General features: G+C 67.6%; 17 protein-coding genes. 15 read left to right on the top strand and 2 right to left on the bottom strand.

From position 1 onward, the window contains the following. Positions 1 to 86: 86 nt before the first annotated feature. From ABQY64_RS13445 to ABQY64_RS13425, 5 genes are all read left to right on the top strand, one after another. Positions 87 to 1,112 carry an aspartate-semialdehyde dehydrogenase gene (locus ABQY64_RS13445; protein ID WP_349780096.1) on the top strand — a complete coding sequence of 342 codons (1,026 nt, stop codon included), beginning with the start codon at positions 87 to 89 and terminating at the stop codon, positions 1,110 to 1,112. A gap of 219 nt (positions 1,113 to 1,331) precedes the next feature. Then, on the top strand, positions 1,332 to 3,311 hold the full coding sequence (locus ABQY64_RS13440; RefSeq protein WP_349780097.1) for a FimV/HubP family polar landmark protein: 1,980 nt from the start codon (positions 1,332 to 1,334) through the stop codon (positions 3,309 to 3,311). Then, positions 3,308 to 3,694 (top strand): VOC family protein, encoded by a 387-nt coding sequence (locus ABQY64_RS13435; RefSeq protein ID WP_039816390.1) that lies wholly within the window; start codon positions 3,308 to 3,310, stop codon positions 3,692 to 3,694. The genes ABQY64_RS13440 and ABQY64_RS13435 overlap by 4 nt, the downstream gene beginning before the upstream one ends. 38 nt (positions 3,695 to 3,732) lie before the next feature. Continuing rightward, entirely contained in the window at positions 3,733 to 4,506 is a 774-nt protein-coding gene (gene truA, locus ABQY64_RS13430; RefSeq protein ID WP_039511003.1) for a tRNA pseudouridine(38-40) synthase TruA, read from the top strand. Beyond that, positions 4,503 to 5,171: a phosphoribosylanthranilate isomerase gene (locus ABQY64_RS13425; protein ID WP_016903693.1), complete on the top strand. Its 669-nt coding sequence runs from the start codon at positions 4,503 to 4,505 to the stop codon at positions 5,169 to 5,171. Before truA ends, ABQY64_RS13425 begins: the two co-directional genes overlap by 4 nt. A 133-nt stretch (positions 5,172 to 5,304) precedes the next feature. Here the strand turns inward: ABQY64_RS13425 and ABQY64_RS13420 are convergent, their stop codons facing one another. Continuing rightward, positions 5,305 to 6,225 carry a LysR family transcriptional regulator gene (locus ABQY64_RS13420; protein WP_349780098.1) on the bottom strand — a complete coding sequence of 307 codons (921 nt, stop codon included), beginning with the start codon at positions 6,223 to 6,225 and terminating at the stop codon, positions 5,305 to 5,307. A 106-nt stretch (positions 6,226 to 6,331) separates the two neighbouring features. Between ABQY64_RS13420 and trpB the strand changes: the two genes are divergently transcribed. The 10 genes from trpB to ABQY64_RS13370 all read left to right on the top strand — a co-directional run bounded on the left by trpB (position 6,332) and on the right by ABQY64_RS13370 (position 16,741). Next, the gene (trpB, locus tag ABQY64_RS13415; RefSeq protein WP_039522203.1) at positions 6,332 to 7,549 is read left to right on the top strand and encodes a tryptophan synthase subunit beta; all 1,218 of its coding nucleotides are present in this window, start codon (positions 6,332 to 6,334) and stop codon (positions 7,547 to 7,549) included. Beyond that, positions 7,549 to 7,755 (top strand): hypothetical protein, encoded by a 207-nt coding sequence (locus ABQY64_RS13410; RefSeq protein WP_184229521.1) that lies wholly within the window; start codon positions 7,549 to 7,551, stop codon positions 7,753 to 7,755. Before trpB ends, ABQY64_RS13410 begins: the two co-directional genes overlap by 1 nt. A gap of 40 nt (positions 7,756 to 7,795) precedes the next feature. Continuing rightward, positions 7,796 to 8,602 carry a tryptophan synthase subunit alpha gene (gene trpA / locus ABQY64_RS13405; RefSeq protein ID WP_039522200.1) on the top strand — a complete coding sequence of 269 codons (807 nt, stop codon included), beginning with the start codon at positions 7,796 to 7,798 and terminating at the stop codon, positions 8,600 to 8,602. A 206-nt stretch (positions 8,603 to 8,808) separates the two neighbouring features. Beyond that, complete coding sequence (gene accD / locus ABQY64_RS13400; protein ID WP_016902982.1) at positions 8,809 to 9,693, top strand: acetyl-CoA carboxylase, carboxyltransferase subunit beta; 885 nt, start codon at positions 8,809 to 8,811, stop codon at positions 9,691 to 9,693. Positions 9,694 to 9,775: 82 nt separating this feature from the next. Continuing rightward, entirely contained in the window at positions 9,776 to 11,125 is a 1,350-nt protein-coding gene (gene glmM, locus ABQY64_RS13395; RefSeq protein ID WP_349780099.1) for a phosphoglucosamine mutase, read from the top strand. Between the two features lie 124 nt (positions 11,126 to 11,249). Further along, positions 11,250 to 12,188, top strand: a complete 939-nt coding sequence (locus tag ABQY64_RS13390) for an isopenicillin N synthase family oxygenase (RefSeq protein WP_039816401.1) — start codon at positions 11,250 to 11,252, stop codon at positions 12,186 to 12,188. Between the two features lie 200 nt (positions 12,189 to 12,388). Further along, positions 12,389 to 13,081: a methylamine utilization protein gene (locus ABQY64_RS13385; protein ID WP_349780100.1), complete on the top strand. Its 693-nt coding sequence runs from the start codon at positions 12,389 to 12,391 to the stop codon at positions 13,079 to 13,081. After that, a complete protein-coding gene (locus ABQY64_RS13380; protein ID WP_104594381.1) occupies positions 13,078 to 15,444 on the top strand; it encodes a bifunctional diguanylate cyclase/phosphodiesterase in 2,367 nt (788 codons plus the stop codon). Before ABQY64_RS13385 ends, ABQY64_RS13380 begins: the two co-directional genes overlap by 4 nt. Continuing rightward, positions 15,441 to 16,313 (top strand): DUF3034 family protein, encoded by an 873-nt coding sequence (locus tag ABQY64_RS13375; RefSeq protein WP_349780101.1) that lies wholly within the window; start codon positions 15,441 to 15,443, stop codon positions 16,311 to 16,313. Before ABQY64_RS13380 ends, ABQY64_RS13375 begins: the two co-directional genes overlap by 4 nt. Beyond that, a complete protein-coding gene (locus ABQY64_RS13370; protein ID WP_104645204.1) occupies positions 16,313 to 16,741 on the top strand; it encodes a group 1 truncated hemoglobin in 429 nt (142 codons plus the stop codon). The genes ABQY64_RS13375 and ABQY64_RS13370 overlap by 1 nt, the downstream gene beginning before the upstream one ends. A 282-nt stretch (positions 16,742 to 17,023) precedes the next feature. On the opposite strand, the gene ABQY64_RS13365 is transcribed toward ABQY64_RS13370, so the two are convergent. Then, positions 17,024 to 17,824, bottom strand: a complete 801-nt coding sequence (locus tag ABQY64_RS13365; protein WP_349780102.1) for an SDR family oxidoreductase — start codon at positions 17,822 to 17,824, stop codon at positions 17,024 to 17,026. Positions 17,825 to 17,934 lie beyond the last annotated feature (110 nt).

Raw genomic sequence — 17,934 nt, 5'->3', positions numbered from 1 at the left:
GGAACCTCCGCGGCCAGCTTTGGAGGTTCCCCGAACCCACTGCGCAAGCGCGTTCCCCACTTTCCTTATTCGATAAAGACAATCTCATGAGCAACGAAAACCGTCGTTTCAACGTCGCGGTCGTGGGCGCCACCGGCGCTGTCGGCGAGACCATGCTGAGCATCCTGGCCGAGCGCAACTTCCCGGTCGCCACCCTGTACGCGCTGGCCTCGGCGCGCTCGGCCGGCGGGCAGGTGGAGTTCAATGGCGGCAAGGTCGATGTGCTGGACCTGGCCGACTTCGATCCCACCGGCGTGGACATCGCGCTGTTCTCTGCAGGCGGCAGCGTGTCCAAGGAGTACGGCCCCAAGTTCGCCGCCGCCGGCGCGGTGGTGATCGATAATTCCTCCGCGTTCCGCTACGACGACGACGTGCCGCTGGTGGTGTCGGAGGTCAATCCCGAAGCGCTGAAGCAGCGCCCGCGCGGCATCGTCGCCAACCCCAATTGCTCGACCATGCAGATGCTGGTCGCGCTCGGCCCGATCCACCGCAAGTACGGCATCGAGCGCATCAATGTGGCGACCTACCAGTCGGTCTCCGGCGGCGGGCGTTCGGCGATGGAAGAGCTGGGCAAGCAGACCAGCGAGCTGCTGAGCTTCCAGCAGATCGACCCGCAGCGTTTCCCGGTGCAGATCGCCTTCAACCTGATTCCGCACATCGACGACTTCCAGGACAACGGCTACACCAAGGAAGAGATGAAGCTGGTCTGGGAGACGCGCAAGATCCTCGGCGACGACTCCATCCAGGTGAATCCCACCGCGGTGCGCGTGCCGGTGTTCTACGGTCACTCCGAAGCGGTGGCGATCGAAACCCGCGACAAGATCAGCGTCGAAGACGCGCGCGCGCTGCTGGCCGCATCGCCCGGCTTGGAAGTGGTGGACGAGCGCAAGCCCGGCGGCTACCCGACGCCGGTCACGCATGCCTCCGGCAAGGACGCGGTGTTCGTCGGCCGTATCCGTGAGGACCTGTCGCATCCGCGCGGCCTGAATCTGTGGATCGTCTCGGACAACATCCGCAAGGGCGCCGCGCTCAACGCCGTGCAGCTGGCCGAGCTGGTCGCACAGGAAGGCTGACGCGGTAGTTCCGTAGGAGCGCGCTGGCGCGCGATGAAGCTCTCCCAGTGAAGCCTCATCGCGCACAAGTGCGCTCCTACCCATGCACTGTCGATGGCCTGCAGCATGCATGTCGCATCGCGGCATCGCGGCGGCATCTGCGCTCTGCGTCGGGTCGCCGACTTTTTCGCTCATGCAGCGGCTATATTGATGCCCATGAAACATAGGGGCGGGGGCGCGATGCGTCCGATACAAGGGATAGGTGCGCTGCTGCTGATGGCTTGCAGTGGCGCTGCCATGGCGTTGGGCTTGGGCGATATCCGGGTGCTGTCCAGGCCCGGGCAGCCATTGGTGGCCGAGATCCCGGTCATCTCCAACGAGCCGGGCGAACTCGACAACGCACGCGTGGCGCTGGCATCGGCCACCACGTTTGCACGGGTCGGCCTGGAGCGCCCGCAGGGCCTGGTCAGCAACCTGCAGTTCCAGTTCGCGCAGGACGCGCGCGGGCGTGCGGTGATCCGTGTGACCAGCAGCCAGGCAGTGGAGCAGCCGGCGATCAACTTCCTGATCGAGGTGGAGTGGGGCCAGGGCCGGCTGGTGCGCGAGTATTCCGCATTGGTCGATGCGCCCAACACCGCCGCGGCGATCGCCGAGCCAGGCATCGAGGCGCCGCGCGCCGGGGCCAGCAACGCCATCGCACGCGCACCGGCCGCCGCGCCCGCAGCCGCTGTCGAACGCGCCGGGCAGGCCGCCGACGCGGCGGCGCCCGGCACGCGTTCCAGCACGCGCGCTGCCGCGCCGGTGCCGGCCGGCGATGCGTTGCCGGCGGTGCGCTCGGGCCAGACTTTGTCGGAGATCGCTGCCGCGGTGGCCCGTTCCAGCGGGCATTCGCTCGACCAGACCATGCTGGCGCTGCTGCGTACCAACCCGGACGCCTTCATCGGCGGCAACATCAATCGATTGAAGCAGGGCGCAGTGCTGCGCACCCCGCAGGAGGATGCGCTGGCGCAGGTCGGCGCCGCCGAAGCGGCGGTGATGGTGCGCGAGCAGGCCGCGCAGTGGCGTCAGGCGCGCTCGGCGGTTCCGCAGCCGGCTGAGGCCGGCGCTGCCGCTGCAACACCCGCGCCTGCCGCAGCGGCGGCCCCGGCAGGTGCCGGCGCGCGGCTCGAGATCGCCCCTGCAGTGGCGAGTCAGACCAACACCGCCGGCGCCACGTCCGGCACCAGTGCCGAAGGCGAGGGCGACATGGCGGCCAACCAACAGTTGCAACAGGCCAGGGAAGACATCGCCACCCGCGATGCGGAATTGCAGGATCTGCGCACCCGCGTGGCCGATCTGGAAAAGCTCAAGCAGCAACAGCAAGCCTTGATCGCCATGAAGGACACCGACCTGGCGGCCGCGCAGAAGCGGCTGTCGGAGACGCCGGCTGCGGCACAGCAGGGCAGCGGGTTTCCGCTGTGGCTGATCGGTGGCCTGGTGTTGATCGTCGCGGCAGTCGTCGCCTGGCTGGCGGCGCGTCGGCGCAAACCCTCGCCGCTGCCGCCGTTGCCGCGGCGTCAGTTCGATTTCGTGCCGGTCGGTGCCGCGGCAGACGCCGCCGAACCGCAGGACGATGCGCAGGCCACCGTGCCCAGCGAACACGATGTGCTGCACGACCCCGAATTCGAGCAGGCCGATCTACGCGAAGAAGAACGCGCCTACCAGACGCAGCAACCGCTGTCCGATGTGCTGCGCCGCGAGCCGCTGTTGTCCGAGCCTGCCGCCGCGCCGCCGGTGGTCACCAGCGAGGACTGGCGCTCGCTGCGCGCAACGCCGCCAGCGCCGCCAGCGCCTTCGGTAGAGCAGCCGGCGTTCGTCGCGCCTGAGGACGCGATGCCGGAGCCGCCGAGGTCCGCGCACGCGCAACCGGAAGACGGCCAACTGCCGTACGGTGACGTTGCGCATGCCAGCAATGATCTGGCGCTGGGCATGCCGTCCGCGTCGGTCGCCACGCAGGACCGCCTGGATGTCGATCCGGCCCCCATCGCGCCGGCTGCTGCGCCCAGCGCGGTGAACAGCAGGGAATTCGTCTCGGCAGGGCGCGATCGTCTGGAGCTGGCCGTGGCCTACATGGACCTTGGCGACAGGGACACTGCACGCGGCCTGCTGCTAGAGGTCGCGGCAACCGGCGACGAGGCCAGCCGCGCCGAGGCCGCCGAACTGCTGGAACGCCTGGCATGAGTCCGGCGCTGGACAGCATGGCCGCCGCGCGCGAGCGCCGCATCGATTACGTGGAATTCGCCTCGCTCGATCTGGAGGCCAGTCGCGCCTTTTTCGAAGCCGTGTTCGGCTGGCAGTTTCAGGCCTATGGCCCGGATTACCTGGCCTTCAACGACGGTCGTCTGGACGGCGGTTTCTATCGCGCCACTGCGGCAGCGCCGGCAGACGCTGGCCCATTGGTCGTGTTGTATGCCGACGCGCTGGAGCCCATGGCCGAGCAGATCCTTGCCGCCGGTGGCGAGATCGTCAAGCCGGTGTTCGGCTTTCCCGGCGGCAGCCGCTTTCATTTCCGCGAGCCGGGCGGTAACACGCTGGCGGTGTGGTCCGAGCGCGCGGTCGGCTAGTCCGCGCGCTCCATCGATTCGATAACAGGCAGGTTCCGATGCGTTACGCGCTGGGCGTGGAGTACGACGGCAGCGAGTTTCAGGGCTGGCAGCAGTTGGGGGAACATGGCGGGCCAAGCGTACAGGCCAGCCTGCAGGCGGCGCTGTCCTCGGTGGCCGATGCTCCGGTGCAGGTGGTGTGCGCAGGTCGCACCGATGCCGGCGTGCATGGCGAATGCCAAGTGGTGCATTTCGACAGCGATGCGCGCCGCGCGCCGCGTGGCTGGATGCTGGGCACCACCGCGCGCCTGCCGCCCTCGATCGCGGTGCGCTGGTGCGTGCCGGCGGCCGCCGACTTCCATGCGCGGTTTTCCGCACGCGCACGCCGCTACCGGTATCGCCTGCTGAATCGGCAGATACGCCCGGCGCTGTATCGCCAGACCTTGAGCTGGGAGCGGCGCCCGCTGGATGCCGATGCCATGCACGCAGCCGCGCAGGCCTTGCTGGGCGAGAACGACTTCAGCGCATTTCGCAGCGTGCAATGCCAGGCCCTGCATGCACGCCGCAACCTGCAGGCCATCAGCGTGCAACGCATCGGCGAGGTGGTGGAGGTGCAGGTCCAGGCCAATGCATTCCTTCATCACATGGTGCGGAATATTGTTGGCTCGCTGATCCTGATCGGAACCGGAGAACAACCGGGCGACTGGATCGCGACGTTGCTGGCCGGCCGCGACCGCACGGTGGCCGGGCCGACAGCGCCGCCACAAGGCCTGGTCTTCATCGGGCCGCTGTATCCCGCAGAGTGGCATCTGCCCGCTGAGGTAACCCAATGAATCGATCGCTGTACCGCACCCGTATCAAGTTCTGTGGCATGACCCGCGCCGGTGATATTCGACTGGCCGGCGAGCTGGGTGTGGACGCGGTAGGTTTCATCTTTGCGCATGGCAGCCCGCGCCGCGTGGCGCCGGCCGAAGCCCGCGCGATGCGCCAGGCCACTGCGCCGATGGTCGATGTGGTGGCGCTGTTCCGCAACAACTCCAAGGAAGAAGTGCGCGAGGTGGTGCGCACCGTACGTCCGACCTTGCTGCAGTTCCATGGCGAGGAAGACGACGCGTTCTGCCGCAGCTTCAACCTGCCGTATCTGAAGGCGGTGCCGATGGGCAGCGGCGGGATGAACGGCGAGGACGCCAACGCGCGAACCTTGCAGCTCGCCTTTCCCAATACTGCCGGTTTCCTGTTCGACAGCCATGCGCCCGGCGCAGGCGGCGGTACCGGCAAGACCTTCGATTGGTCGCGCCTGCCGACCGGCCTGCATCGCCCGTTTCTGCTGGCCGGCGGCATCACCGCCGACAATGTGTTCGATGCGATCGTGGCAACGCTGCCATGGGGCGTGGACGTGTCCAGCGGCGTGGAGCTGGCGCCCGGCATCAAGGACGGCCACATGATGCGCAAGTTCGTCGAAGAAGTGCGCCGGGCCGATTGTCACGAGATGGGGTGAGTTGGGGAGTCGGGAATCGGGATTGGGGAATCGGAGTAGGCAGTCTGCTTCGTTTTTTTGATTGCCCTAGATCTTTCGCTTCTCTGATGATCGATTGTTCGGTCGCTGTTTCGCAGACCACTGAGCTTTCAAATTAGACGCTTGCGGCATCCGTGGTGCGCTGCTGATCTTCTGAAAGTGCGCTACGCAACCAGCCGGCGAGCTGTTCGATGCGTGGATCCGGGTTGCGCCTTGCGGCGCACAGCACCCAGCGGCCGCGGGTTGGCGTGAAGCCCCAGGGCGCCAGCAGGCGTCCGGCGGCCAGGTCCGCGGCAACCAGCGGTTGCGGTGCGATCGCCACGCCCAGGCCGGCGGCGGCGGCTTCCAGCAGGTAGACCAGATGTTCGAATTCGGTGCCGAAGCGCAGTGCTTCGGCTGCCACGCCGTGGCTTTGCGCCCATTCCGGCCAGGCCTGCGGGCGCGAGCGGGTATGCAGCAAGGCGTGATCGAGCAGGGCGGCAGGCGCTCTGCCAGCGAGCTGCGTTGCAGATGCCAACTGCGGACTCATCACCGGACCGATCCACTCCACCCCCAGCTCGTGCACCTGCCAGTCGCCTGGCCAGGGCGGGGTGTCCAGCAACAGGGCCGCATCCAGGCCGTCCAGATCCGGGCCGGGCGCCTGCTCGTTGGCCGACAGGTGCAGGCGCACCTGCGGCAGATCCCGCTGCAGCCGGCCCAGCCGCGGGATGACCCAGCGCGCCAGCAGGCTGCCCGAGCAACCCAGCACCAGCGGCGCCTCGCTGCTGGGGCGACGCAATGCCGCCCAGGTGTCGCCGATCAGCGCAAAGCCCTCGCCGGTCGCATCACGCAGCCGGGCGCCGGCGGGCGTCAGCACCAGGCCGCGGCCCTGGCGGGTGAACAGCGCCGCGCCCAGGGCCTGTTCCAGCGAGCGCACATGCCGGCTGATGGCGCCGTGGGTCACGTGCAACTCCTGCGCGGCCCGGCTGACGCTTTGCAGACGCGCGGCGGATTCGAACGCGCGCAGCGCTGCCAGCGGGGGAAGCAGGGTGCTCATATGTGAGTCCAGGTCACAGGTTGCGACAATCTTATCGATTTATCGCGCGCCGTGGCTGCGCTACAGTAATGCCTCTCGTATGACCGCATCGCTGCAGAGGATTCCCATGTCGGCCCAGCCCATCAGTGACTTTCACGCCTATCCGGACGCTGCCGGCCACTTCGGCAAGTTCGGTGGCCGGTTCGTCGCCGAGACCTTGATCGGCCCGTTGCAGGAACTGGCTGCCGCCTACGACCAGGCGCGCCAGGATCCGGCCTTCATTGCCGAGTACGACAAGGACCTCAAGCATTACGTCGGCCGGCCCAGCCCGATTTACCACGCCGAGCGCCTGAGCCGCGAAGTAGGCGGTGCGCAGATCCTGCTCAAGCGCGAGGACCTGAACCACACCGGCGCGCACAAGATCAACAACACCATCGGCCAGGCCCTGCTGGCCAGCCGCATGGGCAAGACCCGCATCATCGCCGAGACCGGCGCCGGCCAGCATGGCGTGGCCAGCGCCACGGTCGCCGCGCGGCTGGGCCTGGAGTGCGTGGTCTACATGGGTGCCACCGACATCGAGCGGCAGAAGATCAACGTCTACCGCATGAAGTTGCTGGGCGCGACGGTGATCCCGGTGACCTCCGGCTCGGCCACGCTCAAGGACGCGCTCAACGAGGCGATGCGCGACTGGGTCACCAACGTGCAGGACACCTTCTACATCATCGGCACCGTGGCCGGCCCGGATCCGTATCCGCGCATGGTGCGTGACTTCAATGCGATTGTCGGCCGCGAAGCGCGCGTGCAGATGCTGGAAGACTTCGGCCGCCTGCCGGACGCGATCAGCGCCTGCGTCGGCGGCGGCAGCAATGCGATCGGCCTGTTCCATGCCTTCCTCAACGACCCGGGCGTCAAGATCTATGGTGCCGAAGCGGCCGGCGACGGCATCGCCAGCGGCCGTCATGCGGCGTCGATCGCGGCCGGGCGCCCCGGCGTGCTGCATGGCAACCGCACCTATGTGATCTGCGACGACGATGGCCAGATCACCGAAACCCATTCGATCTCCGCCGGCCTGGATTACCCGGGCGTGGGCCCGGAGCATTCGTTCCTGTCCGACAGCGGCCGCGCGGTCTACCAGGGCATCACTGACGACGAAGCGATGGCCGCCTTCCATCTGCTGGCGCATACCGAAGGCATCCTGGCCGCGCTCGAATCCAGCCACGCGGTGGCGCAGTCGATCAAGCTCGCGCGCGAGATGCCCAAGGACGCCTTGATCCTGTGCAACCTGTCCGGCCGCGGCGACAAGGACGTACACACCATCGCTGCGCGCGAAGGCGTGCAGGTCTGATGCCACTGCGGCGCGTCACCGTGACCGCGCTGGCCGACCAACCGGGCGAGCAGGAGCTGCTGTTCGCCTGGCTCGATCGCTGGGCGCCGCAGATCCGCTGCTCGGAGAACAGCGGCTGCGGCTGCTGCCTGGACAGTTTCGACCTCGAGGTCGAGGCCCAGGCATTGGCCGAACTGCCGCCTGCCATGTACCAGGACATCCATTGAAGCGGTCGCACCGCCTCTAACTTTCTTGCAAGGTCTTTCAATGCGTCGTATCGACGAAACATTCCAGCGCCTGCGCGCCGATGGCCGCAAGGCGCTCATCCCCTTCATCACCGCCGGCGACCCGTCGCTGGAAGCCACCGTGCCGGTCATGCACGCGCTGGTACGTGCCGGTGCCGACGTCATCGAGCTGGGCGTGCCGTTTTCCGACCCGATGGCCGACGGCCCCACCATCCAGCGCAGCTCCGAGCGCGCGCTGGGCCGTGGTGCCGGCCTGGCCTATGTTCTGGAGGCGGTGCAGGAATTCCGCCGCGAAGACGCCACCACACCGGTTGTGTTGATGGGTTACCTCAACCCGATCGAGATCCACGGCACCCGGCGCTTCGCCGAAGCCGCCGTCGCTGCCGGTGTGGATGGCCTGCTCCTGGTCGATCTGCCGCCCGAAGAGGCGGCCGAGACCCGCACCATCTTCACCGAGGTCGGCCTGGCCCTGATCGCGCTGGCCTCGCCGACCACCAGCGAGCAGCGCCTGGACATGTTGTGCAGCAGCGCCCAGGGCTATCTGTACTACGTCAGCTTCGCCGGCGTCACCGGCGCCTCGAATCTGCTCGACACCCATGCCGCCAGCGACCGCCTGCGCCAGCTGCGTCGGCGTGCCGGCGCTCCGGTGGTGGCCGGCTTCGGCATCAAGGACGCCGCCAGCGCCGCCGCGATGGCCGTCGACGCCGAAGGTGTGGTGGTTGGTAGCGCCCTGGTCGCCGCGCTGGCCGAAGCCACCGACGTCCGCAGCGCCCGCGAACGCGCCGAAGCCTTCCTGGCCCCACTGCGCCAGGCGCTCGACCAGGCCTGAAACCAACGCCGCGTTCTCCTGCAGGGGGAGACGGCGCGGCCTGCGCGCCACTGGTGCGCAGGCCTTTAAGCGCCCGCGCGGCAGGCACGGGCCGGGCCCGCCGGCCCTGCATTTAGCCTCCGCGCTACCTCGGCTTTCTCCCGGCGCGTTAGACTGTCGCCCCTCTGCGGCCCGCATGGCCGCCCTGCATGGATTGTCATACACGCATGAGCTGGCTCAGCAAATTGATGCCTTCCGGCATCCGCACCGAGAACACCCCGGCCAAGAAGCGCAGCGTCCCCGAGGGCCTGTGGGAGAAGTGCAGCAACTGCGGCAGCGCGCTGTACGGCCCCGAGCTCGAGGAGAACCTCGAGGTGTGTCCCAAGTGCGATCACCATATGGCGATCCGCGCGCGCGCGCGCCTGAACTCGCTGTTCGATCCCGACACCGCGACCACTGAGATCGCTGCTCAGCTGGGCCCGGTCGACGTGCTGAAGTTCAAGGACCAGAAGCGCTACGGCGAGCGCATCAAGGCCAGCCAGAAGAGCAGCGGCGAGTACGACGCACTGATCGCCATGCGCGGCACGCTCAAGGGCAATCCACTGGTCGCCGCGGCCTTCGACTTCGCCTTCATGGGCGGCTCGATGGGCTCAGTGGTCGGCGAGCGCTTCGCACGCGCGGCCGAAGTGGCGCTGGAAGTCGGCTGCCCGTTCGTGTGCTTTTCCGCCAGCGGCGGGGCGCGCATGCAGGAGGGCCTGTTCTCGCTGATGCAGATGGCCAAGACCTCCGCCGCGCTCGGTCGCCTGCGCGAAGCCGGCCTGCCGTACATCTCGGTGCTGACCCATCCCACCACCGGTGGCGTGTCGGCCTCGTTCGCGATGCTGGGCGATATCAATATCGCCGAGCCGCATGCCCTGATCGGCTTCGCCGGCCCGCGCGTGATCGAGCAGACCGTGCGCGAGACCCTGCCGGAAGGCTTCCAGCGTTCGGAGTTCCTGCTCGACCACGGTGCCATCGACCAGATCTGCGACCGCCGCGACCTGCGCGACCGCATCGCCGATCTGACCGCGATGATGATGCGCCAGCCGCATCCGCAGGACGCGGCCGCATGAGGCCAGTGGTTGCGCGCATGCGCGACACCGTCGCACGCGCCGCTGCGCGTGCGTCCACCCGTAGGCAGGAACACCGCAACGCATGAGCAGTCGCAAGTATTTTGGAACCGACGGCATCCGCGGTCGGGTCGGGCAGGGCGTGATCTCGGCCGATTTCGTGCTGCGGCTGGGCAATGCGCTCGGTCGGGTACTCACCCAGGGCCGCAGCAAGCGCCCGCTGGTGCTGATCGGCAAGGACACCCGGATCTCCGGCTACATGTTCGAAGCCGCGTTGGAAGCCGGCCTGGTCGCCGCCGGCGCCGACGTGCAGCTGATCGGCCCGATGCCGACCCCGGCCATTGCCTTCCTGACCAACACCCTGCGTGCCGACGCCGGCGTGGTAATCAGCGCTTCGCACAACCCGCATTACGACAACGGCATCAAGTTCTTTTCTGCCGAAGGCGAGAAGCTCGACGACGCCACTGAAGCGGCGATCGAGGCCGCGCTGGACGAGCCGTTCCACACCGTGGAATCGGAGCGCCTGGGCAAGGCGATCCGCACCCGTGATGCGATCGGCCGTTACATCGAATTCTGCAAGGCCAGCGTGGCGCGCGGGTTCACCCTGCACGGCCTGAAGATGGTGCTGGATTGCGCGCATGGCGCGACCTATCACATCGCGCCGATGCTGTTCCGCGAGCTGGGTGCGGACGTGGTCGTCATCGGTGCCGCACCGGACGGGCTCAATATCAATGCCGGTGTCGGCTCCACCCATATCGACAACCTCGCCGCCAAGGTGCGCGAGAGCGGTGCGCAGCTCGGCATCGCCTTCGATGGCGATGGTGATCGCGTGCTGATGGCCGACGACCAGGGCAACCCGGTCGATGGCGACGATCTGCTGTATGTGCTTGCCCGCTCCTGGCAGGCCAGCGGCCGGCTCACCGGCACCGTGGTCGGCACGCTGATGACCAACTACGGTCTGGAACAGGCGCTGGCCGGGTTGAACATCCCGTTCCAGCGCGCCAAGGTCGGCGACCGCTACGTGCACCAGGCCCTGGTCGAGGGCGGCGGCACGTTGGGCGGCGAAACCTCCGGCCACCTGCTGTGCCTGGATCGCGCCACCACCGGCGATGGCATCGTCAGCGCGCTGCAGGTGCTCGAGGCGCTGGGGCGCGACGGGCAGAGCCTGCGCGAGGCCCTGAGCAGCCTGAGCAAGGTGCCGCAGAAGACCGTCAATGTGCGGCTGGGAGGCGGGGCGGCCAAGGCAATCGTGGAGGCGGCCGGCGTGCAGCAGGCGCTGCAGCAGGCGCAGGCCGCCGTGCAGGGCCGTGGGCGCGCGTTCCTGCGTCCGTCCGGTACCGAGCCGGTGGTGCGCGTGACCGTGGAAGCCGACGACGCCGGCCTGATGCAGGACACGCTCGACCGTCTTTCCGGAGCCGTGCGTGACGCGGCGTGAGTCGCTGATCATTGGTGTGTGCGTGGTCTTTGCCAAGGCCGCGACGTTCTACCTGTTGTATCGCCTGCTGTCCTGAGCGGCAGGCCTTCCTTTCGACTTCCCGACTTCAACTGCAGATATCCGTATGAGCGCCCGCATCCCGACCCTGGACATCACCCGTTTCGACAGCGATCGCGACGCCTTCGTCGCCGAGCTCGGCGCGGCCTATCGGCAGTGGGGCTTTGCCGGCATCCGCAACCACGGCATCGCGCAGGCCGACATCGACGCGGCGTATGACGTGTTCAAGGCGTTCTTCGCACTGCCCGAGGAGGTCAAGCGTCGCTATCACGTGGAAGGCAGCGGCGGTGCGCGCGGCTACACCGCGTTCGGCGTGGAGACCGCCAAGGATTCCAAGCATTTCGATCTGAAGGAGTTCTGGCATATCGGTCGCGAGATCGCGGACGATTCGCCGTACCGCGCGGTGATGGCACCGAACCTGTGGCCCGAAGAAGTCCCCGGCTTCCGTGAGCGCGGCTATCGCCTGTACCAGCAGCTGGATCACCTGGGCTCGCGCGTGCTGTCGGCACTGGCGCTGCATATCGGCCTGCCGCAGGACTACTTTGTCGACAAGACCAACAACGGCAACTCGATCCTGCGGCCGATCCACTACCCGCCGATCACCAGCGACGACATCCCCAACGTGCGCGCCGGTGCGCACGGCGACATCAATTTCATCACCTTGCTGGTCGGCGCCAGCGCGGCCGGGCTGGAAGTGCGCTCCAACGATGGCGAGTGGGTGCCGTTCACTGCCGACGCCGACACCATCGTGGTCAACATCGGCGACATGTTGCAGCGCCTGACCAACCACGTGTATCCGTCCACCATCCACCGCGTGGTCAATCCGCCGGGCGAACAGGCGCGCAAGCCGCGCTATTCGGTGCCGTTCTTCCTGCACCCCAATCCGGATTTCCTGATCGACGTGCTGCCTTCGTGCATCACCGCCGACAATCCGAGCCGTTATCCCGAGCCGATTACCGCGCACGGTTTTCTGGAAGAACGTCTGCGCGAAATCAAGCTGAAGTAATCCGTTCGCAGCCGCGACAGCGCAGCCAACGGCTGCGCTCGCAGCATCGGCAATGACCTCCGCCACAGTTTGATTCATAAAATTCTGCTGGCGGCTGGTTAAAGCTTGCATTCACCTCAGCCGATAACCCAGTCTGATCGCTAGCGCGACGTCGGACTCGCCTGGCGTGCGCTGCCGATTGCACTAGGCTTGGGGGGCGCATGCGGACGCAGTGGTTCAAACGGATCGGCCCGGTTGCGGGGTTGCTGGCGTACAGCGCCGCAAGCTATGCGTCGGCGACGCCGCTCAGCGTCACCGTTGTCGATGCCCACGGCATGTTGGTCGATGCGGTGGTGAGTCTGGAGCCGGCACGTCCGGTGGTCGCCGGCGGGGCGCCCAGAACCGTCGAGATGGACCAGGTCAATTCGCAGTTCGTGCCTGCGGTGCTGGCGGTGCGCACCGGCACCCTGGTGCGGTTTCCCAACAACGACCAGATTCGCCATCAGGTCTATTCGTTCTCTGCCGCAAAGCGGTTCGAGTTGCCGCTGTTCCAGGGCAGCACTGCCGCGCCGGTGCGCTTTGACCAGGCTGGGCTGGTGACGGTGGGCTGCAATATCCACGACTGGATGCTGGGCTATATCGTGGTGGTGGACACACCGTATTTCGGCAAGACCGGCAGCGACGGTCGCGTGCAGCTGGACGCGCCGGCAGGCAACTACACCTTGCGGGTCTGGCATCCGCGCATCAAGGGCGCCGCACTCGCCGCGCCGGTGGCGCTTGCGCGCGAGGCCGTGCAACGGCGCGTGACCTTGCAGACCAGCGGCCCCGCACCGGCGGTGGCACCTCCGGATGCGCGGGTGCGCGCGCTGCAGGACAAGTTCCGCCGCGCCGACCCGCAGAAGCCCAAGCCATGAAGGCCATGCGCCTGCATACCCGCATCGCGGCGTTTCTGGTGCTGGTCGTGCTCGCCACGCAGGCGTTGACCTTCATCGCGGTGCAGGTCGCCACCGAGCGCAGCGTCAAGGCGCAGCTCGGCGAAGAGCTGCAGATCGGCGAGCGCGTCTGGCAACGCATCAATCTGCGCCGCGACGAACAACTGCTGCAGTCGGCCTCGGTGCTGGCCGACGATTTCGGTTTCCGCGCGGCCGTGGCCAGCGGCGATGTGCCGACCATGCAATCGGCATTGCGCAACCACGCCGCGCGCATGTCGGCGCAGACCGCGCTGCTGCTGGCGCCGGATGGCGAATTTTTGACCGGGCTTGCCGATCTGCCGCAAGCCGAACAGCTGCGCGCAGTGCAGACCCTGCTGCGGCAGGCGCAGCGCGATGGGCGTGCGGTTGGCGTGGTCGCGCTGGACCAACGCATCGTGCGGCTGGCGGTGGTGCAGGTGCTGGCACCGAGCCGGGTGGGCTGGATCGCGATCGGCAACGAATCCGGCGACGGTCTCGCGCAGGATTTCCGTTCCACTACCGGGCTGGATGCGACCTTCTTCACCGATGGTCCGCCGGTGCGGGTGCTGGCGTCCACGCTGGAGCCGGCCGCGCGCGCCGAGTTCGCGCAGCAGTTGCCGACCGCCGAACGCGCGCAGGGCGCCGCGGTTGCGTTGACGCTGGCCGAGTCGCGTTACCTGGTCAAATTGCAGTCGATCCAGGGCGACAGCCATGTGCGGGTCGCGCTGCAGGCCTCGCTGGATCGCGCGGTGGCGCCTTATCGTGTGCTCAAGTTGCGCATCCTGCTGCTGGCGGGCCTGGCCACGGCTGCGGCGCTGGGTGTGGCGATCTTCCTGGCGCGCAGCGTCAGCAGGCCGGTCGCGCAGCTGGTGCAGGCAGCGCGGCGCATCCAGCGCGGCGACTACCACACCGCGGTCGAGGTGCCCTCGGGGCGCGAACTGGCCGAGTTGGCCGACAGCTTCGGGCGCATGCAGCAGCAGATCGCCAGCCGCGAGCAGCACATCCTGCATCAGGCGCGCCACGATGCCCTGACCGGTCTGCCCAATCGCATCTGGTTGCTGGAGCGGTTGAAGGACGTGGTGGAGCAGACCGTGGCCTCCGGCGGCACGGCCGCAGTGCTGATCCTGGATCTGGAACGCTTCAAGGAACTCAACGACAGCCTGGGCCACGATTTCGCTGACCAGGTCCTGGTCGAAGCAGGCCGCCGCCTTGCCGACGTGGTCCAGGAACCCAATCTCGTCGGGCGGCTGGGCAGCGACGAATTCATGGTGGTGGTGGCGCAGACCGATGTCACCACCGTGCAGCAGGATGCACAGCGCTTGCTGCTGCAGTTGCGCCGCCCGCTGGCGCTGCCGCAGGCGCGCATCCAGCTGGAAGCCAGCATCGGCATCGCCCTGATTCCCGAACACGGCGCCGATCCGGACACCTTGTTGCGGCGCGCGGACATCGCGCGTCGCCAGGGCGGCAACGTCACCACCGTCGGCGCCAGCGTGTACCGCCTGGGCCAGGATGAGCAGCATCTGCGCCGGCTGCGCCTGACCGGTGATCTGCGCCAGGCCATCGGCGGCAACGAGCTGACCCTGCGCTTCCAGCCCAAGATCTGCCTGCGCAACGATCGCGTCGAACAGGTCGAGGTGCTGGTGCGCTGGCAGCATCCGGTGCTCGGGGCGATCGGCCCGGACGAATTCATTCCGCTGGCCGAGCATTCCGGCGTGATCCATCCCTTGACCCGCTTCGTGCTGGACGAGGCGCTGCGCTGCCAGGCGCAATGGCGCAGGCAGGGGCTGGAACTGGGCATGGCGATCAATCTCTCCGCACTGGATCTGTCCGACCCCGGCCTGCCCGATTACGTACGTGGCCGTCTGGAACATCACGCGGTGCCGGCGCAGTCGGTGACGCTGGAACTGACCGAAAGCGCGCTGATGCGCGATGTCGAATCCGCGCTGCACATGCTGCATCAGCTGCGCAGCGTCGGCGTGCGCCTGTCCATCGACGACTTTGGCACCGGTTATTCCTCGTTGGCGCAACTCAAGCGCATGCCGGTGAACGAATTGAAGATCGACAAGAGTTTTGTCATGCAGCTGGCCGAGGGCACCGACGATGCGTTCATCGTGCGCAGCACCATCGATCTGGGGCACAACCTGGGCTTGAGCGTGATCGCCGAAGGCGTGGAGAACGCCACCGCGCTGGGGCTGCTGCGCGGTTATGGCTGCGACATGGTGCAGGGCTATCTGTATTCGCCGCCACTGGAAGAAGTGCCGCTGGTCGCCTGGTGCATGCGGCAACTCGATCTGGCGCCGGCGGCGCAGGCAGGAGTGCATCGATGAGCAAATGGCGGGGCGCGCTGCTGTCTGCGGCACTGGCCGGGCTGGCCAGCGCGCCCGCGTCGGCGATCGCCGGCGACGGGCGCCTGCTCGCCACCGGTGGCGTGTCGATGATCGAAGGCAGCAGCGGTGGCGGCATCGTGCCGTGGGCCACGCTGTCGGGCTACGGCACCCGCGACGAACTGGGCAGCGTGCTGTTCGCCACGCATGTGGACAGCGGCGATTACCGGCTCGACGTGCAGGGTGCCGCGCTGACGGTCGGCAACCGGCTGGAACTTTCGCTGGCGCGGCAACGGCTGGATCTGGGCACCCTGCAGGACCGGCTGGGCCTGCCATGGAATGCGCTTGGCCAGGACGTGTTCGGCGCCAAGCTGCGGGTCTACGGCGATCTGGTCTACGGACATGCGCCGCAGGTCAGCGTGGGCGTGCAGTACAAACGCCTGCGCAATGGCACGCTGCCGCTGGCGATCGGCGCGCGCGACGATCACGGCACCGACGTCTATGTCAGTGCCAGCCGGTTATTTCTGCAGGCCGCGGGCGGCTATCAACTGCTGCTCAACGGCACCTTGCGTGCGACCCGCGCCAATCAGACCGGCTTGCTCGGTTTCGGCGGCGATCGCCGCAACGCCTATCGGCTGGTTGGCGAAGCCAGCGCCGCCGTCGTGCTGTCGCCGGCGTGGGTGATCGGCGTGGAATATCGCGACAAGCCTGACAACCTCGGCTTCGCCCGCGAGCAGGCCTGGGCGGATGCATTCGTGGCCTGGTTTCCCAGCAAGCATGTGTCCCTGACTGCGGCCTGGGCCGAGCTAGGCGACATCGCCACGCTCACCGACCAACGCGGTCCCTATCTTTCCCTGCAGGTGGCGTTCTGATGAATCGACGGCTGCGCTGGCCCTTGCTGTGCATGCTGGCGCTGATGAGTGCCTGCACCACCACGCAACCGCGCCCCACGCTCTACGATGAACTCGGCGGGCAGGCCGGGATCGAAGCGCTGGTGGAAACCATGTTGTCGCGCATCGCCGACGACCAACGCATCGTCGACAAGTTCGCGCGCGTCAACATCGAGATGCTCAACGAGCGCCTGGTGCAGAAGTTCTGCCATGTCGCCGACGGCCCGTGCCCGGATACCGCCAAGTCGATGCAGCAGGCGCACGCGCACCTGGCCATTCGCGAAGGCGACTTCAATGCGCTGGTGGAGGATCTGAACTGGGCGATGGATCAGCGCAAGATTCCGCGCCGCACGCAGAACCGTCTGCTGGCGCGGCTGGCGGCCATGCACGGCGAAATCGTCAATCACTGAGGCTGTCGCACCGCTGCTACGCGCAGCGATGGGCGCGCCTGGTCGCTGCTCGTGACAACATGTTTCTAGCCACGGACTGCGGCCCTGGGCAGGGCCGTTCACAGCATCCGACGTCCGCTCGCGACGTATTGCCAGTCGCCCTGCGCCGCAGACAGGAGGGAGGCCGCGGCCGGTATCGGTGGTGACCATGGCAACGGACAAGCTGGCAGTTGCAAGCGGCGCGCGGTCACGGGTGTGTGGCTGCGCAGGCAAGACGCTGCAGGCAGCCGATGCGCCGCCGCCTTACTGCAACGGACGCACCCGCTGCGATCCGCGCGCCATCAGGCGCAGTGCGAGCGCATGCGGCACCACGCGCAAGACCGTATTGATCAGGCGATAGCGCCATCCCGGCACGGCCAGTACCTGGCCGCGTTCCAGCGCGGCAATGCCGTACTTGGCCACGTCGTCGGCCTGCAGCCACGCCCAGCGGGGCAGGGTGGACATCGCCGCGCGGGTGCCGGTGACATCGTGAAACTCCGACCAGGCAAAGCCGGGACACAGCGCGCAGACCTTGACCGCGCAGTCGGCGTTCTCCAGTGCCAGCGATTCGCTGAAGCGCAGCAGGAAGCTCTTGCTGGCTGCGTACAGCGTCTGCCCGTCGGCACTCGGCGTCAGTGCGGCGAACGAGGCCACATTGAGGATGCGGCCCTGGCCGCTGGCACGAATCATCGGTAAGAGCCGCCAGGTCAGTTCGCACACCGCGCCCACCATCACCTGCAGAAAGCGTGCATGCGTGGCCCAGTCGTTGTGCAGATAGCGGCCCGGCACGCCGTAGCCGGCGTTGTTGACCAGGGTGCCCACCGTCCAGCCATTGCGCTGGATCTGCGCAACCAATGCTTCGACCGCGGCGGGATCGCCCAGATCGGCCGGCACCACTTCCACCCGCACCAAGGGCCGCAACTCCTCGGCCAGCGCCTGCAGCCGGTCGACCCGGCGCGCGGTCAGGATCAGCGGCACGCCACGCCTCGCGTAGGCACGCGCAATCTCGCGGCCGATGCCGCTGGAGGCGCCGGTGACCAGCGCGAAGACAGGCAAAACGGACATGGCAGGTTCCTGCTGGAGGAGGGGGAGGACAGGCAACGGACAGAAGTGTGCCGGCTGCCGACAGGGCATGGGCTATTCTGTCGCCTGTCTTCCACTCAGGAACCTGCGCC

It is taken from the genome of Xanthomonas sp. WHRI 7065, from assembly GCF_040203115.2.
Lineage (GTDB): Bacteria > Pseudomonadota > Gammaproteobacteria > Xanthomonadales > Xanthomonadaceae > Xanthomonas > Xanthomonas arboricola.
This window is presented reverse-complemented; position numbering and strand designations above follow the sequence as displayed.

Bases quoted from the DNA above. Each gene is read 5' to 3' on its own strand.
- ABQY64_RS13370 (WP_104645204.1), top strand. From the start codon at position 16,313: ATGAATCGACGGCTGCGCTGGCCCTTGCTGTGCATGCTGGCGCTGATG.
- trpB (WP_039522203.1), top strand. From the start codon at position 6,332: ATGTCGGCCCAGCCCATCAGTGACTTTCACGCCTATCCGGACGCTGCC.
- ABQY64_RS13425 (WP_016903693.1), top strand. From the start codon at position 4,503: ATGAATCGATCGCTGTACCGCACCCGTATCAAGTTCTGTGGCATGACC.
- ABQY64_RS13410 (WP_184229521.1), top strand. From the start codon at position 7,549: ATGCCACTGCGGCGCGTCACCGTGACCGCGCTGGCCGACCAACCGGGC.
- ABQY64_RS13435 (WP_039816390.1), top strand. From the start codon at position 3,308: ATGAGTCCGGCGCTGGACAGCATGGCCGCCGCGCGCGAGCGCCGCATC.
- ABQY64_RS13375 (WP_349780101.1), top strand. From the start codon at position 15,441: ATGAGCAAATGGCGGGGCGCGCTGCTGTCTGCGGCACTGGCCGGGCTG.
- ABQY64_RS13440 (WP_349780097.1), top strand. From the start codon at position 1,332: ATGCGTCCGATACAAGGGATAGGTGCGCTGCTGCTGATGGCTTGCAGT.
- truA (WP_039511003.1), top strand. From the start codon at position 3,733: ATGCGTTACGCGCTGGGCGTGGAGTACGACGGCAGCGAGTTTCAGGGC.
- ABQY64_RS13445 (WP_349780096.1), top strand. From the start codon at position 87: ATGAGCAACGAAAACCGTCGTTTCAACGTCGCGGTCGTGGGCGCCACC.
- ABQY64_RS13380 (WP_104594381.1), top strand. From the start codon at position 13,078: ATGAAGGCCATGCGCCTGCATACCCGCATCGCGGCGTTTCTGGTGCTG.
- ABQY64_RS13420 (WP_349780098.1), bottom strand. From the start codon at position 6,225: ATGAGCACCCTGCTTCCCCCGCTGGCAGCGCTGCGCGCGTTCGAATCC.
- glmM (WP_349780099.1), top strand. From the start codon at position 9,776: ATGAGCAGTCGCAAGTATTTTGGAACCGACGGCATCCGCGGTCGGGTC.
- trpA (WP_039522200.1), top strand. From the start codon at position 7,796: ATGCGTCGTATCGACGAAACATTCCAGCGCCTGCGCGCCGATGGCCGC.
- accD (WP_016902982.1), top strand. From the start codon at position 8,809: ATGAGCTGGCTCAGCAAATTGATGCCTTCCGGCATCCGCACCGAGAAC.
- ABQY64_RS13385 (WP_349780100.1), top strand. From the start codon at position 12,389: ATGCGGACGCAGTGGTTCAAACGGATCGGCCCGGTTGCGGGGTTGCTG.
- ABQY64_RS13365 (WP_349780102.1), bottom strand. From the start codon at position 17,824: ATGTCCGTTTTGCCTGTCTTCGCGCTGGTCACCGGCGCCTCCAGCGGC.
- ABQY64_RS13390 (WP_039816401.1), top strand. From the start codon at position 11,250: ATGAGCGCCCGCATCCCGACCCTGGACATCACCCGTTTCGACAGCGAT.